General features: G+C 64.7%; 18 protein-coding genes. 6 read left to right on the plus strand and 12 right to left on the minus strand.

The features are described 5' to 3' along the window. Positions 1 to 9: 9 nt before the first annotated feature. The 7 genes from ACXYMR_RS12230 to petA form a co-directional block, all read right to left on the minus strand. Positions 10 to 639 carry a glutathione S-transferase family protein gene (locus ACXYMR_RS12230; RefSeq protein WP_458943155.1) on the minus strand — a complete coding sequence of 210 codons (630 nt, stop codon included), beginning with the start codon at positions 637 to 639 and terminating at the stop codon, positions 10 to 12. Position 640: 1 nt separating this feature from the next. Continuing rightward, a complete protein-coding gene (locus tag ACXYMR_RS12235; RefSeq protein WP_458943156.1) occupies positions 641 to 1,039 on the minus strand; it encodes a lysozyme inhibitor LprI family protein in 399 nt (132 codons plus the stop codon). A gap of 80 nt (positions 1,040 to 1,119) precedes the next feature. After that, positions 1,120 to 1,782 (minus strand): trypsin-like serine peptidase, encoded by a 663-nt coding sequence (locus tag ACXYMR_RS12240; protein ID WP_458943157.1) that lies wholly within the window; start codon positions 1,780 to 1,782, stop codon positions 1,120 to 1,122. A gap of 103 nt (positions 1,783 to 1,885) precedes the next feature. Next, positions 1,886 to 2,758 (minus strand): S-methyl-5'-thioadenosine phosphorylase, encoded by an 873-nt coding sequence (locus ACXYMR_RS12245; RefSeq protein WP_458943158.1) that lies wholly within the window; start codon positions 2,756 to 2,758, stop codon positions 1,886 to 1,888. A gap of 98 nt (positions 2,759 to 2,856) precedes the next feature. Further along, positions 2,857 to 3,666 carry a cytochrome c1 gene (locus ACXYMR_RS12250; RefSeq protein WP_458943159.1) on the minus strand — a complete coding sequence of 270 codons (810 nt, stop codon included), beginning with the start codon at positions 3,664 to 3,666 and terminating at the stop codon, positions 2,857 to 2,859. A 21-nt stretch (positions 3,667 to 3,687) separates the two neighbouring features. Next, positions 3,688 to 4,992 (minus strand): cytochrome b, encoded by a 1,305-nt coding sequence (locus tag ACXYMR_RS12255; RefSeq protein WP_458943160.1) that lies wholly within the window; start codon positions 4,990 to 4,992, stop codon positions 3,688 to 3,690. Continuing rightward, positions 4,989 to 5,612 (minus strand): ubiquinol-cytochrome c reductase iron-sulfur subunit, encoded by a 624-nt coding sequence (petA, locus tag ACXYMR_RS12260; RefSeq protein WP_458943162.1) that lies wholly within the window; start codon positions 5,610 to 5,612, stop codon positions 4,989 to 4,991. Before petA ends, ACXYMR_RS12255 begins: the two co-directional genes overlap by 4 nt. A 180-nt stretch (positions 5,613 to 5,792) precedes the next feature. Here petA and ACXYMR_RS12265 point away from each other — a divergent pair, with 180 nt between their 5' ends. Then, complete coding sequence (locus tag ACXYMR_RS12265; RefSeq protein WP_458943163.1) at positions 5,793 to 6,248, plus strand: tRNA (cytidine(34)-2'-O)-methyltransferase; 456 nt, start codon at positions 5,793 to 5,795, stop codon at positions 6,246 to 6,248. On the opposite strand, the gene ACXYMR_RS12270 is transcribed toward ACXYMR_RS12265, so the two are convergent. Further along, positions 6,245 to 6,670, minus strand: coding sequence for a hypothetical protein (locus ACXYMR_RS12270; RefSeq protein ID WP_458943164.1), 426 nt, complete (start codon positions 6,668 to 6,670; stop codon positions 6,245 to 6,247). The genes ACXYMR_RS12265 and ACXYMR_RS12270 overlap by 4 nt on opposite strands. 194 nt (positions 6,671 to 6,864) lie before the next feature. On the opposite strand from ACXYMR_RS12270, the gene hemF reads away from it, so the two are divergent. The 3 genes from hemF to ACXYMR_RS12285 all read left to right on the plus strand — a co-directional run bounded on the left by hemF (position 6,865) and on the right by ACXYMR_RS12285 (position 9,175). After that, positions 6,865 to 7,722 (plus strand): oxygen-dependent coproporphyrinogen oxidase, encoded by an 858-nt coding sequence (gene hemF, locus ACXYMR_RS12275; RefSeq protein WP_458943223.1) that lies wholly within the window; start codon positions 6,865 to 6,867, stop codon positions 7,720 to 7,722. Positions 7,723 to 7,810: 88 nt separating this feature from the next. Further along, positions 7,811 to 8,326 (plus strand): hypothetical protein, encoded by a 516-nt coding sequence (locus tag ACXYMR_RS12280; protein WP_458943165.1) that lies wholly within the window; start codon positions 7,811 to 7,813, stop codon positions 8,324 to 8,326. A gap of 99 nt (positions 8,327 to 8,425) precedes the next feature. Continuing rightward, a complete protein-coding gene (locus tag ACXYMR_RS12285) occupies positions 8,426 to 9,175 on the plus strand; it encodes a CPBP family intramembrane glutamic endopeptidase (RefSeq protein ID WP_458943166.1) in 750 nt (249 codons plus the stop codon). Positions 9,176 to 9,235: 60 nt separating this feature from the next. On the opposite strand, the gene ACXYMR_RS12290 is transcribed toward ACXYMR_RS12285, so the two are convergent. The 4 genes from ACXYMR_RS12290 to ACXYMR_RS12305 are packed head-to-tail and all read right to left on the minus strand — an operon-like array spanning position 9,236 to position 11,967. Then, a complete protein-coding gene (locus ACXYMR_RS12290) occupies positions 9,236 to 10,477 on the minus strand; it encodes a CCA tRNA nucleotidyltransferase (protein WP_458943167.1) in 1,242 nt (413 codons plus the stop codon). Then, positions 10,474 to 10,779 (minus strand): DUF6111 family protein, encoded by a 306-nt coding sequence (locus ACXYMR_RS12295; protein WP_458943168.1) that lies wholly within the window; start codon positions 10,777 to 10,779, stop codon positions 10,474 to 10,476. The genes ACXYMR_RS12290 and ACXYMR_RS12295 overlap by 4 nt, the downstream gene beginning before the upstream one ends. Positions 10,780 to 10,784: 5 nt before the next feature. After that, on the minus strand, positions 10,785 to 11,405 hold the full coding sequence (locus ACXYMR_RS12300; protein ID WP_458943169.1) for an NUDIX hydrolase: 621 nt from the start codon (positions 11,403 to 11,405) through the stop codon (positions 10,785 to 10,787). Continuing rightward, entirely contained in the window at positions 11,398 to 11,967 is a 570-nt protein-coding gene (locus tag ACXYMR_RS12305; RefSeq protein ID WP_458943170.1) for a DUF1285 domain-containing protein, read from the minus strand. The genes ACXYMR_RS12300 and ACXYMR_RS12305 overlap by 8 nt, the downstream gene beginning before the upstream one ends. Before the next feature lie 75 nt (positions 11,968 to 12,042). Between ACXYMR_RS12305 and ACXYMR_RS12310 the strand changes: the two genes are divergently transcribed. Next, on the plus strand, positions 12,043 to 13,041 hold the full coding sequence (locus tag ACXYMR_RS12310; protein WP_458943171.1) for an AAA family ATPase: 999 nt from the start codon (positions 12,043 to 12,045) through the stop codon (positions 13,039 to 13,041). A gap of 3 nt (positions 13,042 to 13,044) precedes the next feature. Further along, positions 13,045 to 13,941, plus strand: coding sequence for a DUF58 domain-containing protein (locus ACXYMR_RS12315; RefSeq protein WP_458943173.1), 897 nt, complete (start codon positions 13,045 to 13,047; stop codon positions 13,939 to 13,941).

A 13,941-nucleotide genomic window follows, 5' to 3' on the forward strand; every position in this document is an offset into this window, starting at 1 on the left:
GTGCTGGGGTCAGGCTGGATGAGATCCGTTGTCTTCGAGCGCTCCGGCCCGCCAGTGGCGATAATGTTGTTCGTCGAGCAGTGCTTCGCAATAACGCTGTGCGGCTGGCTTCAACTTGATGCCGTAGGTCCTGAACCGCGTGGCAATCGGGGCGTAGAACGCATCGGCGATCGACCAGCGACCAAACAGCCACGTCCCCTCGCCGCCGGGTGCCCTAGCCCACAGCGCCTGGACAGTGTCCACGTCGCGCTGTACCGCCGGACCCGGGTCGAACGGGGTCTCGGCGCGCCCCAGGTCCATGGGACAGGCGCTGCGCAGGGCGGCGAATCCGGAATGCATGTGTGCCGTCACCGACCGCGCCAGGGCGCGCTGGCTGGCATCCTCTGGCCACAATGTCGGCACCCGTTCGGCGGCCCACTCGGCGATCGCCAGCGAATCCCAGATATGCACGCCGTCGACTTCGAGCACCGGAACCGTGGCGCCGGGTGACAAGGCCTTCAGCGCCGCATGCGTCTCCGGTCGGTCCAGGCGGATCAGTCGCTCCTCGAAATCAAAGCCGCCATGGCGCAGTACCAGCCAGGCCCGCAGCGACCAGCTCGACAGCCGCTTGTCGCCGATGTGAAGAACCGGCCGGGCCATCTCAGGACTGCTCCAATTGCCCGGTCCGTTCGCGGGTCAGTTCGATGCGGCAGCTCAGCCCCATTTCCTCGCGTGATTGCTCGGATACGAACATGAGCGCCGACCTGCGGGCGCACTCGGCGTCACGAAACACCACCCAAGCGTCCTGAGCAGCCCTCAGAGAGGCTTCGGCGCGAAAGTGAGCCTGAGTGTCCAGATCGATCTCCCGGGCCTCCTGACCCGCCTCATTCGCCGCATCGCGCATATCGCTCTCGGCACTGTCGAGCAGGTCCGACAGGCAGGACCGGCGGGCCCGCCAGTCCGTCAGGTGTTCGGCGCAGGCCACACCGGGTTGAAGCGGGGCGGTTGGCGCGAGCTGGCTGGCACCAAGACTGACGCTGAGAAGGAAAACGGACAACATGGGAAATCCTGACTACGGGAATGGCGGATGGGCATGGATGAACGACAGACAGGGCGGCGGCAGCGCCATTGCGCGACAGGCTATCGCAGAAGATCTTCGAGATAGGCAATGAGCTCGCCTGAAATGCGGCGCGCCACACCCTGGCGGCTGCCGTCCTCCAGAACCACATACTGGCCGACATGCAAGCCCACCACCATCGCCACACCATCTATTTCGGCGACCATCGGTGAACCGGACATGCCCGGCCGGGTCAGACAATCGTGGATCATCAGATCAGGATGACGGTAATGCGCCGGAGCAAGCTGGATCTGGCACGGTGGCCTCATCGGTCCGTGCTGGACCAGCGAGACCGCGCCGAACTCCTGACCTTGGACCACCGCAGCCTGCAAGCGTTGCTGCGAGGCGGGAAAGCCGCCTTGGGTTTCGAGAAGGGCCCAGTCATGATCGAACTCGCCTATGTCGGTGGCATCGGCCGGGGCACTCATGACACGCCGGATCTGACCCGCCTCGGGATCAACTCCGCGGACATGACAATCGCGCGGGCCGGCCTGGCCAAACACACCATGGCGGGCAGCCAGCAGAACTTCCGGCGCCCCGTGTCCGCGGCCAAGGTCCAGGACCACCGCCCGACTCAGATACGTGGCGCCGGCAACCGGGTCATGGCAAATGAGCTGCAGGACCCCCTGACGGGACTGATGGTACTCGAAGTTGTCGAGGGCTCGCAGATTGACCTTTTCGCTCAATCCCTCAGCCGCGGACGTCGCGGCCAGAAATCCCAGCAAAATGAGGAGCCGAATGATCATCGGGATATTAAGTCATGCCCGACACCACAGGTCCAGATGAGGCTCAGAGAATCCGTCCGGCAATCGTTCGCAGGCGATGAACCATGGCGTCGTCACGCAGGCTCGGCGGAGTAATCAGCGCGGCGTCAAGCACGCGCTCGATACCGTCAGGAGACGCACTCCGTTCCGCCGCCGACATGTGGCGCACCAGCTCCCTGATCGTGCTCTGGGCTTTGCTCACGTTCGCCGCCATGACTTCGAGCACGGCATTGACGTCAACGCTGTCATGGCCGTCGTGCCAGCAGTCATAATCGGTGACCATGGCCAGCGAGGCGTAGGGCAGCTCGGCCTCGCGGGCCAGCCGCGCCTCGGGCATGTTGGTCATGCCGATCACATCGAGCCCCCATTGCCGGTAGAGCTGGCTTTCCGCCCGGGTCGAGAATTGCGGTCCCTCGATGGCCAGATAGGTGCCGCCGCGATGCACCCTGGCGCTCGCCCGTTCTGCCGCATCGGCCGCCAGGCCGGATAGCCGGCTGCACACGGGCTGGGCCATCGGGACGTGGGCGACGCAACCGGTGCCGAAGAAGGATCGCGCCCGACCATCCGTCCGGTCGACGAACTGGTCGACAACCACGAAGTCACCCGGCGCCAGCGTGTCGCGCAACGAACCGCAGGCCGACAGCGACAGGACATCCGTACAGCCCGCCATCTTCAGGGCGGCGATATTGGCTCGATACGGAATGTCCGAGGGGGATAGGCGATGACCGCGGCCGTGGCGAGGAAGGAATACCAGCTCCACGCCATGCAGCCGGCCACAAACCAGTCGATCCGAGGGCCTTCCCCACGGCGTCTCGGCATCGACGGTCCGTACGTCCTCCAACCCGTCCATCTGGTACAGGCCCGAACCGCCGATTACCCCGAGCTTCCAGTCCGTCATGTCGTCATCCCAATAGGTTTATGCGGTCTGCGGCAAAGAAAAAGGGGGCCACCGTCCACAACGGCAGCCCCCTTCATGATCTCAGGACCAGGCGGAACCTAGTGCTTCACGTTTCTCCAGATCTGGCGATAGGCCAGATAGACAAGAACCGTGAAGATCAGGAGATAGATCAGCACCATCCAGCCCAGCTGCTTGCGGCTTTCCATGTGCGGGTCGCTGGCCCAGGCGAGGAAGACGGTGACGTCTTCCGCCATCTGCTCGACGGTGGCCTCGGTGCCATCCGTGTAGCTGACAATGCCTTCCATCAGCGGCGGGGCCATGGCGATGGCACCACCCGGGAAATAGGGATTGTAGTACTGGCCCGGCGCCAGACCGGCTTCGGCGGGAGCGTCTTCATAGCCGGTCAGCAGGGAGTAGAGATAATCCGCTCCACCACCGCGCGCCTTGACGATCAGCGACAGGTCCGGCGGCAGGGCGCCACCATTGGAGGCCCGGGCCTGCATCTCGTTGTCGAACGGCGACGGGAAGGCGTCCGACGGCAGGCCGGTCCGGGTCACCGGATCCCCGCCCTCGTCCACTTCCAACGACTCGTCATGGCCCCACTGGCGCTCATAACTCGCGGCAATCTGCATCACCACCGGGTTGTCGTTGGCGTTGGGGAATTGCTCGGATTCGAACGGTCCGCCCTTTTCGCCCAGATTGCGGAAGCGCATCAAACGCATGCCGTGACAGGACGCGCAGACTTCCTGATAGACTTGGTAGCCACGCTGTGCCGCGTGCCGGTCGAACGTGCCGGTCGGGCCTTCAAAGCTCCAGTCATGGTCCTTGGGCGGGTAGACCTCGCCCTCGGCCAGGACGGAACCGGCGAGGCCGGCAGCTGCGAGGGCAGCGGCGATTATACGGGTCATCATCATGATCTCGTCGCTCCCTTAAGCCTTGTGGCCGTCACCGAGGACAGATGCCTCGATCGACGCCGGGCGCGGCTTCGGTTTTTCGATCAGCCCCAGAACAGGCAGGATCACCAGGAAATAGATGAAGTAGTAGGCGGTCAAAATCTGGCCCAGCCAGAGGAATTTGAAGCCCACTTCATGGCCTTCGGCGTCCGTGCCGAGCGTGAACACCAGGTCGTCCGGGTTCTTGGCGCCGCACCAGCCCAGGCCGAGCGCTGCCACCACGAAGAACAGGAAGAACCAGCGGGTCAGCGGACGGTAGCGCATGGAGCGCACCTTGGAGGTGTCCAGCCAGGGCAGCACGAACAGGATCGCGATCGCCCCGAACATGGCCAGCACGCCGCCAAGCTTGGCGTCGATCGGACCGATGTCGAAGGTGATGGCCCGCAGGATCGCGTAGAAGGGCAGGAAATACCATTCCGGGACAATGTGCGCCGGGGTCGACAGGGCGTCGGCCTCAATGAAGTTGTCGGCGTGACCCAGCACGTTCGGCATGAAGAAGACGAAGACCGCGAAGACCATCAGATAGACCAGGATCGCGAAGCCGTCCTTGACCGTGTAGTACGGGTGGAAGGGCAGTGCGTCCTTCTTGGTGTCCTTGATGTCCAGACCGGTCGGGTTGCCATTGCCCGGCACGTGCAGGGCCCAGATGTGCAGGCCGACGACGCCGGCAATCACGAAGGGCAGCAGGTAGTGCAGCGAGAAGAAGCGGTTCAGCGTGGCTTGGCCGACCGAGAAGCCGCCCCACAGCCATTCGCGGATGGCGTCGCCAATGAAGGGCAGCGCACCGATCAGGTTGGTGATCACCATGGCGCCCCAGTAGGACATCTGGCCCCACGGCAGGACGTAACCCATGAAGGCAGTCGCCATCATCAGCAGGTAGATGACCACGCCGAGGATCCAGAGAACTTCGCGCGGTGCCTTGTAGGAGCCGTAGTACAGCCCCCGGAACATGTGCAGGTAGACAGCGACGAAGAAGAAGCTCGCCCCGTTGGCGTGCATCGACTGAAGCAGCCAGCCGAACGGCACGTCGCGGCGGATGCGCTCGACACTCTCAAAGGCATGCGCCTCGTGCGCCACGTAGTGCATGGCCAGCACGATGCCGGTGACGATCTGGATCATCAGGAAGACGGCCAGGATGCCGCCAAAGGTCCACCAGTAGTTCAGGTTCCGCGGCGTCGGGAAATCGACGAAGCTGTCCCAGCCCAGACGGGCAATGGGAAGGCGGCTGTCGAGCCAGCGCGTGAAACCGGATTTCGGTTCGTAGGTCGAGGGTCCGCTCATGCTACTTCCCACCCCGCTTCAGATGCTTCCTCAGGCGACAGGCCGATTTTGACCGTCGTCTCTGATTCGAAAAAATAGTCCGGGACCGGCAGGTTTTCCGGCGCCGGGCCGCGACGAATCCGCGCTGACGTGTCGTAGTGCGATCCGTGGCACGGGCAGTACCAGCCTTCATAGTCGCCGGTATTGGCGCCAAGGCCGAGCGGCACACAGCCAAGGTGCGTACAATTGCCCTTCACGATCAGGAATTCCGGGCGCAGGACCCGGTTGGCGTCGGTCGCCGGCACACCTTCGGGAAGGTTGTCATTGCGGGCATCGGCGTCAGGCAGCGCGTCGAGGTCGACGGCCTGCGCCTCGGCGATTTCCTCTTCCGTCCGGTGACGGATGAAAACCGGTCCACCGCGCCACATCACGGTGATCTCCGAACCGACCTGAACGGCAGACACGTCGACCCGGATCGATCCGAGCGCGAGGGTGTCGGCGGCGGGGTTCATCTGGTCGATGAACGGCCAAACCACCAGGCCGGCGCCGACAGCGGCGGCACCGCCCGCGGCAATGTAAATGAAGTCGCGGCGAGACGGTTCCTGACCGTCCACACCGAGCGCGCCGTTAGCTTCCGTCACGAGCCGACCTCTTCTCTTAATCGTTGAGGATCCGCCGTCCGGCCGATCCAGCCCCAGAAAACTTGACCTGCCCCACCGAAGCGGGGCTTGTCGCCGTATAAACTAATCAGGGACGCACTGACCAGTAGGCGGCGCAATGCCGCAGGCTGACAGTTCGCTCCACAGTGTGCGCGGCTTAGAATGCGGATCGTATTTTTTCAACCTGATATTCCGCAAAACCTCGGCGCGGCGATGCGGGTCGCAACCTGTTTCGGGGCCGGGCTCGACATCATCGAGCCCTGCGCATTTCCTTTGACAGACAAGGGAATACGCAAGGCCGCGATGGACTACGAGGCCCACATAAGCCCGGTTCGGCATGCGTCATGGCGTCACTACACTGAAAGCAGGCAAGCGCAGTTGGGTCGCCTGGTGCTGATGACCACGCGCGGTGCGGATGACCTGTGGGGGTTTGCCTTCCGGCCCGACGACCGCCTCCTGTTCGGCCGCGAGAGCGCCGGTGTCCCCGAAGATGTGCATGATGCGGCGGAATGCCGCGTGCGGATTCCGATTCGCCCGGAGGCGCGCTCGCTCAATGTCACCGTCAGCGCCGCCATCGCCCTGGCCGAAGCCGGCCGGCAGGGTGCGCTCGAGGTCTAGCGGAAGCGCAGCTGCGTGCGCACGCACAGGAACAGGGTCAGGAATTCAAGCGTCAGGTTGGGATATCCCGCCTGGCCGGAATAGTAGGGATTGCCGGAAAGACCGAAGAAGATCACGAAGTGGGCGGCGATGGCGGCGCCCATGAACTGGGCCGCTCGCTGCTGATCGTTCCAGATCCGCCAAGCCGCGACCCAGGTCAGCCCGGTCCACACGAACACCGCCAGCCGGGCATAGACCGGCGTGTAGGAGAGCGCGTTCCGGGTATCGAGCTTGTAGAGCATGTCCGGCATCAGCCCGAGCAGGCCGCCGAGCAGGAGCAGGCTCCACATTGTGCAGTAGGTGCTCAGCAGGAGGACGAGAATCTTGCTCAGCAGGCCGTATCGAACAGTGGTCAATACCGGCCGGGTTTTCGCTACAGTCAATTTTTCTTCACCCGACATTTATATCCTGAAACAGTTACATACATGAATTCAAACCTGTTCTAAAGTGAAACAGCCTCCGGCACCCTGCACGTAAGGTTCAAGTCCAGCTTGCGCCGGGAGGATGCCTCGCCGTATCTGGTCCCATGACACAGAAAACCGACCCGTCCCGACCCGCCTCAGCCGGTTCCGACCTGATGTGCCAGTCCGCCCAGGCCTGGTTCGAGGATTTGCGCGACCAGATCTGCCATGCGTTCGAAACCCTCGAAAAGGAGGCTCCGGACGCGCTTTACGCCGGCGATCCGGGGCAGTTCGAACGTGAGGACTGGCGCCGCGGCGACGGCTCGCACGATGAGGGTGGCGGCACCACGGCGCTGATGCGCGGACGCCTGTTCGAAAAGGTCGGCGTGCACGTCTCCGCCGTGAAGGGCGAGTTCTCCGAGCAGTTCCGCTCGCAGATCCCCGGCGCCGCCGAGGACCCGCGCTTCTTTGCGACAGGCATCTCGCTGATCGCCCACATGTGGAATCCGCACGTCCCGGCCGTGCACATGAATACCCGCTTCATCACCACCACCGAGTGGTGGTTCGGCGGCGGCATGGACCTGACACCGGTGCTCGACCGGGACAGGAACCAGAAGAATCCGGATGCCCGCGATTTCCACGCGGCCTGCAAGGATGCCTGCGCTGAACACGACCAGGCCGACTACAAACGCTACAAGGCCTGGTGCGACGAGTATTTCTATCTGCCTCACCGTGACGAGCCGCGCGGCATTGGCGGTATTTTCTACGACCGGCTGAATTCCGGCCACTGGGACGCCGATTTCTCGTTCACACGCAGTGTCGGTCTGGCCTTCCTCGATATCTACCCCAAGCTGGTGCGACGGCGCATGGGCGAAGCCTGGACCGAGGCCGAGCGCGAGGAGCAACTGGTTCGCCGCGGCCGCTACGCCGAATTCAACCTGCTCTATGACCGCGGCACCAAGTTCGGTCTGGAGACCGGCGGCAACGTCAAGTCCATCCTGTCCTCCATGCCGCCCATGGCGAAGTGGCCGTAGCCCGGTCCGTCGCACCAAGGGAACCTCACCTGACTGATTCCGTTACCTGACCAGACGTGTCACTCCGCGCCATCTGTCAGGGGCTCCTATGTCAGACATCGCCGCACCGAAATTCCGCAGTCCCAAATGGGCCTATGCAGGCGGAGCGGTCGCGGTCATCGTGGTGCTGGCCGTCAAATTTCTGATTGGTGGAGTTTACGGTCCCGGCCAGGCCCTCGAACTCATCCGCGCCCTGCAATCCTCCTCGCTGTATTTCGGCGCCGCCATCGCCACCGCGTCGGCGACAACGCTCGCCCTCATGCTGACCCTGCTCGGCTTCACCCGGCGGTCCGACGAGGACTTCGACGAATGGGTGTTCCATTCGGTCAACCGGATCTGCACGGTCAGCGCCCTGTCGATGATCGGGGCCATCCTGCTCCTGCTGATGCTGCAGCTCCCGGTCGGTGAGTTCGACATGCTGCCCTCGGGCTGGTTCCGATACCTCTATTACGTCCTGGTGACCCTGGTCAGCCTGCTGGCGGGCCTCATGATTTCAACCGTGCTGATGTTGCTGGCCACGATCCGCTATGTGGTCGCCAAGCTGACGCCGGGCACAAAGATCTGATCGACATCCCAACCTGTTGCATCCAAGCGCACCCTTCTGTGCATCCCATGGGCATTGAAAGTCGTGGCCTTGGACGATGGGGCCGGAGGGGATTCGGATTTGACCGATACTGTGATCGACGGCGCCCGCGCCGCATGCGCCAAGCCTGCCCTCGTGCGACCGGAGCGAATGGCGGCCGGGCTCGAACTGGCCTTCATTGTTGCATTTGCGGTGGCCTCGAAAGCTCTGGTCAGCCTGGTGGCGTGGCGCTTCGCCGGACCGATCTCCCTGATCATAACCCTCGGTCTCGTGACCTGGCTGATGCATCGACGCGGCGAGACCTGGCGCGGTTTCGGCTTGGTGGCGTTCAACGGCTGGCGCCCGCTCGCCCTGCTCCTGCCCCAAGCCCTGCTCGGGGTCGTTGCCATTCTGGGAACCGGCGTGCTGGCCGGTTGGGTCGGCATCAGCCTGGGCTGGTGGCCTGACGAAACACCGACTGGCGTGATGGACCGCTGGGGCAATATTGTCGGCAACCTGCCTGTCTACCTGCTGTGGATGGCGATCGCCTGGATTGCCGCCGGCCTGGGTGAGGAAATGCTGTTTCGCGGCTATCTGATCACCCGGATCGGTCACGTTCTGCCCGGCGGCGCCATCATGTCAGTGCTTGCCGTGGCTTTGGCCGCCAGCCTCTTCGGGCTCGGCCACGTCTACTATCAGGGCCTGCGCGGCTTCGTGCAGACCGGCCTCATCGGCCTCGCGCTGGGCCTGCTCTTCCTCGCCTACAAGCGCAACCTATGGCCGCTCGTGATCGCCCACGGCCTGGTCGACTCCCTGGTCTTCACCGCGCTCTATCTTGAGCTGGACATCTAGGCCCCAGACACAAAAAAGCCCCGGCACCGGCCGGGGCTTTCTTGGTGGCTCGGCGAGCGATCAGTGGCGCTTCAGCCGGGCGATCAACTCGTCCTTGGTCGGTTCGAAACGATCGGCAATCCACATCGCCCTGAGCTCGTCGAGCGCATCGCCGAGCATCGGGCCGGGCTCGTATCCAAGCAGGATAAGGTCGCCGCCCTTGACCGGAAATTCCGGCTCCTGCCAGTTCTGGGCAAACTCGGCCAGGAGACGCCAGTCGCGCGGCGGCGGGGCCACCTCGCCGGCGGCCTGCAGCCGGACCTGGTCTTCAAAGGCGCGAGCGCCGAGGGCCATGATGGCCCGCTCTGCAGCGGCCATGTCGGAGAAAGCTTCAGTGACTTCACTGGCATGGGTCGCGTCAACGGCTCCCTGCAGGCGCCGCGTTTCCGCATTCGACATCTTCAGCTTGGCTGCCATGGTCCTGATCCTTTCCGGTCCGCCATCGGCGAGCGCCGCAAATCTGAGTAACGAATCGGGCGCTAGTCCGAATTCTACATCCTGAGCAATGATACCGCCTAGAACCCTTAAGGATCCGTTCACTCCGAGGATGGGTGCCAGCACGCCCCGGTCCCGCATGATGCGAAGACAGGGCAGCGGATCCGGCGCCGCCAGCAGCTTCTTGAACTCGGCCCAGATGCGCTCGACAGACAGCGTGGGCAGTCCGCCGACGAGGGCGGCAACGGCCTCCAGAGCCTGCGGATCAGGCTCGCCGCGCCCATACCAGGCCTCGAACCGGAACAGGCGCAGGATGCGCAGATAGTCTTCGCGAATGCGCGCTTCGGCATCGCCGACAAAGACAAAGCGGCGCTGCGGCAGATCTTCCAGACCACCGGTCGGGTCATAAATAACGCCGTCCCGGTCCGCGTAGAGCGCATTGAGCCTGAAGTCGCGGCGCTGGGCGTCTTCCGCCCAGTCATCGGTGAAAGCCACCACGGCGCGTCGGCCGTCGGTCTCGACATCCCGTCGCAGCGTGGTGACTTCGAATGGCTGGCCGTCACTGATCACCGTCACCGTGCCGTGTGCAATGCCGGTCGGCACAACTTTCAGACCGGCCGCCCGGCTGGCCGACATGACCTCGTCCGGCGTCAACTGGGTTGCCAGGTCGACGTCCTGGACAGGTTCGCCCAACAGGGCATTGCGCACACAGCCGCCAACGAAGCGAGTCGCCCCGGCCCGCCGGGCCTCAAGGGCATCAAGGACCTGCTGCGTGGCCGGGGACCGCATCCACGCCTGTTCATGCAGCTCAAGGCGCGGCGCATTCATTGCGGGGGCGTCCCGCTGTCCTCCGGCTCCTCGTCCTCGACGCGCTCGAAATGCCCCGGAACGATCTCGCCATCGACCATGCGCGGCGGCACATAGCGATCGCCTTCATGCCCGCCTCGCAAGGTCTCGATCACGACCAGCCCGATCATCATCACCACCGCAAGCGCTGCGCCGGCGGCGGCCAGCTTGAGTGTCGGGGTCGCCGTCAGCGGCTGCGGCGAGCGGCTCTGCCAACGCCAGATGAAGAAGATCAGGAAGGGCAGCAGGAAGGAGCCGATTTCCAGGAGCGTGATACGCAGCATGCGATCTATCCGTTGAGGCGGTCATGAAGGGATTTCAGCATGCCAGCTGTCGCCCCCCAGATATAGCGCCCCTGCCATGGCATGGCGTAATACTGCCGCACCTGCCCCTGGAAGACGCGTGAATGACGCTGGTGATTGGCGGCGTCCATGAGGAAGTCGAACGGCGCCTCGAACACGTCGGCCACCTCATTGGCATCTGGCACGATCCGGTAGCCGGGTCTGAGGATTCCAACAAACGGCGTGACGTGAAACCCGGTTACGGTTTCGTAGCTGTCAAAGCGCCCAAGCAATTCGACGTGCCCGGCACCGATTCCCAGTTCTTCTTCCAGTTCGCGCAGCGCCGCCGCAGCTGGACCGGCATCGGCCTCGTCAACCCGGCCACCGGGAAAGGCGATCTGGCCGGCATGCCGATTGAGGTGCCCGGCCCGTTCAGTCAGCACCAGTCGCGGCCCGGCACCGCCCAGCACCAGCGGCGCCACCACGGCGGCATGCCGCAATGCGCGTCCCGTGGGACGCGATATCCCGTCCAGGTCGCCATCGCCGAACAATGGGGGTTCAGGTGCCAGATCGATCGGATCGAGACAGGAGCGCAGCCGTTCGACCAGCCGCTCGTCAGGCTCAGTCATCTGCCGCCTCAAGGGCGAAGAAATGGCCCTGACTCCAGACACCGCTGACCCCGTCATGGGTTTCAACCCAATCGGCGAGCTCGTAATAGACCGGCCGCGACATCAAGGCCTCCAGCCGGCCCCGCACATGGACCAGCGGCAGGGGCTCGCCGGTCTCCGGGTCGGCCTTCACGGTAATCGGATGGTCCGGGCCCGCCGCCACGGCGTCCCCGAAATTGGTTTCGAACAGCAGGACTTGGTCACTCCCGGTGCCCTTGCGCTCGACCCGGATGGCCTGGAACGCCGCCACCTCAACCTCGATGGCGATCTTTTCCACCGGCGTCACGAGATAATGAATGCCGTCGTCATCTTTTCGCAAGACTGTGGAAAACAGACGTGTCAGACGGTCCCGGGTGATGCGAGAGCCTTCATGCCACCAACTTCCGTCACGGCGGATCACCAGGTCCATTTCGCCGCAATAGTCCGGATTCCACTTTTCAACCGGCGGCAAGTCGTCGCCTGCCCGGCGAGCGGCGTCGAGCAGGGACTGCAACGGATCAGCGGTTTGCTTGGTCGGGGGCATGGACACCTTTCGTGCACAACGCCATGTTTGCGTCGATGATTGGCCAGACACTGTATCGGAAAGGAATGTAGGACGATGACCGACACGATTGAACCCGGTGCAGAACTGATTGCAGAGGCCGATGCCGCCAGCGAGCGTCTGAGCAAGGTCAAGGAGTCCATCGGGAGGGTCATTTTCGGCCTCGAGAACGAGATCGAGCTCTGCCTCGCCGCCATCCTGTCCGGCGGACATACCCTGCTGGTCGGCGCGCCGGGCCTGGCCAAGACCCGCCTCGTCCAGACCATCGCCATTGCCACCGGCCTCGACACCAAGCGCATCCAGTTCACCCCGGACCTGATGCCGGCCGACATTCTCGGGTCCGAAATCCTCGAGGAATCCGAAGACGGCAAGCGGCACTTCCGCTTCATGGCCGGTCCGATCTTCTGTCGCCTGCTGATGGCCGACGAAATCAACCGTGCCAGCCCGCGCACCCAGGCCGCCCTGCTGCAAGCCATGCAGGAAGGCCATGTCACGGTGGCCGGCGAGCGCCACGACCTGCCGCGGCCCTTCCACGTCCTCGCCACCCAGAACCCGATCGAACAGGAAGGCACCTATCCGCTGCCGGAAGCCCAGCTGGACCGCTTCCTGCTCCAGGTTGACGTGCCCTACCCCGACCGCGACGCCGAGCGTGCCGTCCTGCTCGCCACCACCGGTGCAGAGGAACGCGAAGCCATCCGCGTGCTCGACGCGGCCGAAATCCTGCGCCTGCAAACGCTGGTCCGGCGCCTGCCGGTCGGCGAGCGCGTGCTTGAAGCCATCCTCGACCTGCTCCGCATGGCGCGGCCGGAGAACACCGACCTTCCGGCGGTCCGCGACGGCGTGTCCTGGGGTCCCGGCCCGCGTGCCGGCCAGGCCCTGATGCTGGCCTGCCGTGCCCGCGCCCTGCTACAGGGCCGCCTCGCACCGTCCACCGAGGACGTCGCTGCCCTGGCCGGCCCGGTACTCAAGCACCGCATGGCGCTCTCTTTTGCAGCACGGGCCGACGGACATACGCTCGACGGACTCATCCAGACACTCGCTGACCGGGCGGCGTAATCCATGGACACCGGCGTCAAACGCCAGAACGAGAAACGTGTTGTCGCCTTGCGGCATGCCGGCGAGGACGCGGCTGCGCGCCTGCCCGCCCTGCTCGCCGAGGCCCGGCGCATCGCCGCGACGGTGGCCCAGGGCGTGCACGGCCGTCGCCGCTCCGGCGTCGGCGAGACCTTCTGGCAGTATCGCCACCACCGCCCGGAAGACGGGCGTGCCGCCATCGACTGGCGCCAGTCGGCCCGCTCCGACCAGCTGTTCGTGCGCCAGAACGAGTGGGAAGCCGCCAACACCGTCTCGCTGTGGCGAGATGGCAGCGCCTCGATGCAGTTTGCCTCCAGCCGCGACCTGCCGAGCAAGCTCGATCGGGCCGCTGTGTGCCAGATCGCCATTGCCGCCCTGCTGACCCAGAGCGGAGAGCGAGTGGCCGTGCTCGGGGAATCCGCCGTCGCCCGTTCCGGCGCCATCGGCCTGGAACGCACCTCGCGCCGCCTGGTTCTCGGCGACGGCTCCCCGGCCTCGGTGGAAGCCCCGGACCTGCCGCGCTTCAGCCGTGTCGTCCTGGCCAGTGACTTCCTCGACCCGACCGAGACCTGGATCAGCCGTCTGTCGCGCTTCTCCGCCAGAGAGACCGACGGGGTCCTGCTGCGCGTCATCGACCCGGCCGAAGAAGACTTCCCCTATACCGGCCGCACCCAGTTCCAGGCCCCCGAGGGCGACACGAAACTCCTCTTCGGTCGCGCCGAGGAGGCGGGGCTGGCCTACCGCAAGCGGTGGACCGAGCATGGCGAGCGCCTGCACGATATTGCCCGTCAATACGGCTGGACCCTGGTGACACACCGAACCGACCGGCCGGCGACCAGCGCCGTGCTCGCCCTCTTCCGGGCGCTGGCGCGGGAGAGCTGA

Source organism: Maricaulis sp. CAU 1757 (genome assembly GCF_054482675.1).

What these genes read in the sequence shown, in the direction of transcription:
- ACXYMR_RS12230 (WP_458943155.1), bottom strand. Translation starts at nt 639, where the DNA reads ATGGCCCGGCCGGTTCTTCACATCGGCGACAAGCGGCTGTCGAGCTGG.
- ACXYMR_RS12235 (WP_458943156.1), bottom strand. Translation starts at nt 1,039, where the DNA reads ATGTTGTCCGTTTTCCTTCTCAGCGTCAGTCTTGGTGCCAGCCAGCTC.
- ACXYMR_RS12245 (WP_458943158.1), bottom strand. Translation starts at nt 2,758, where the DNA reads ATGACGGACTGGAAGCTCGGGGTAATCGGCGGTTCGGGCCTGTACCAG.
- ACXYMR_RS12250 (WP_458943159.1), bottom strand. Translation starts at nt 3,666, where the DNA reads ATGACCCGTATAATCGCCGCTGCCCTCGCAGCTGCCGGCCTCGCCGGT.
- ACXYMR_RS12255 (WP_458943160.1), bottom strand. Translation starts at nt 4,992, where the DNA reads ATGAGCGGACCCTCGACCTACGAACCGAAATCCGGTTTCACGCGCTGG.
- ACXYMR_RS12265 (WP_458943163.1), top strand. Translation starts at nt 5,793, where the DNA reads ATGCGGATCGTATTTTTTCAACCTGATATTCCGCAAAACCTCGGCGCG.
- hemF (WP_458943223.1), top strand. Translation starts at nt 6,865, where the DNA reads ATGTGCCAGTCCGCCCAGGCCTGGTTCGAGGATTTGCGCGACCAGATC.
- ACXYMR_RS12280 (WP_458943165.1), top strand. Translation starts at nt 7,811, where the DNA reads ATGTCAGACATCGCCGCACCGAAATTCCGCAGTCCCAAATGGGCCTAT.
- ACXYMR_RS12290 (WP_458943167.1), bottom strand. Translation starts at nt 10,477, where the DNA reads ATGAATGCGCCGCGCCTTGAGCTGCATGAACAGGCGTGGATGCGGTCC.
- ACXYMR_RS12295 (WP_458943168.1), bottom strand. Translation starts at nt 10,779, where the DNA reads ATGCTGCGTATCACGCTCCTGGAAATCGGCTCCTTCCTGCTGCCCTTC.
- ACXYMR_RS12300 (WP_458943169.1), bottom strand. Translation starts at nt 11,405, where the DNA reads ATGACTGAGCCTGACGAGCGGCTGGTCGAACGGCTGCGCTCCTGTCTC.
- ACXYMR_RS12305 (WP_458943170.1), bottom strand. Translation starts at nt 11,967, where the DNA reads ATGCCCCCGACCAAGCAAACCGCTGATCCGTTGCAGTCCCTGCTCGAC.
- ACXYMR_RS12310 (WP_458943171.1), top strand. Translation starts at nt 12,043, where the DNA reads ATGACCGACACGATTGAACCCGGTGCAGAACTGATTGCAGAGGCCGAT.
- ACXYMR_RS12315 (WP_458943173.1), top strand. Translation starts at nt 13,045, where the DNA reads ATGGACACCGGCGTCAAACGCCAGAACGAGAAACGTGTTGTCGCCTTG.